This is a genomic window from Streptococcus oralis (genome assembly GCF_001578705.1).
Lineage (GTDB): Bacteria > Bacillota > Bacilli > Lactobacillales > Streptococcaceae > Streptococcus > Streptococcus oralis_J.
This window is the reverse complement of sequence record NZ_KQ969037.1, coordinates 1-643: the sequence shown is the minus strand read 5'-3', so window position 1 is coordinate 643 and position 643 is coordinate 1. Positions and strand designations below refer to the sequence as shown.

The window sequence follows — 643 nt, the reverse complement described above, 5'->3', positions numbered from 1 at the left end:
GCAGACACGCTGTTGCTCAAGCTTGTGCTTGCTGATTCAGATGCACTGATTGATGCAGATACGCTATTGCTCAAGCTTGTGCTTGCTGATTCAGATGCGCTGATTGAAGCAGACACGCTGTTGCTCAAGCTTGTGCTTGCTGATTGGCTTGCACTGATTGATGCAGACACGCTGTTGCTCAAGCTTGTGCTTGCTGATTCAGAAGCACTGATTGAAGCACTTACGCTATTGCTCAAGCTTGTGCTTGCTGATTCAGATGCACTGATTGATGCAGATACGCTGTTGCTCAAGCTTGTGCTTGCTGATTCAGATGCACTGATTGATGCAGATACGCTGTTGCTCAAGCTTGTGCTTGCTGATTGGCTAGCTGATACAGATGCTGAAGTTGATTGACTTGCAGATACTGATTCGCTAGCTGATTGGCTAGCTGATACAGATGCTGAAGTTGATTGACTTGCAGATACTGATGCGCTTGCTGATTGGCTAGCTGATACAGATGCTGAAGTTGATTGACTTGCAGATACTGATGCGCTAGTTGATTCGCTTGCACTTACAGATGCTGAAGCTGATTGACTTGCAGATACTGATGCGCTTGCTGATTGGCTAGCACTGATTGATGCAGACATGCTGTTGCTCAAGCTTG

Annotated in this window: 1 protein-coding gene; it reads left to right on the top strand. The window is 46.5% G+C overall.

Annotated features, from left to right (window positions below; all coding sequences use genetic code 11):
* Positions 1-393 (top strand): hypothetical protein (locus SORDD05_RS10315; RefSeq protein WP_196757186.1); only part of this gene is annotated, 393 nt, incomplete at its 5' end.
* Positions 394-643: the final 250 nt, after the last annotated feature.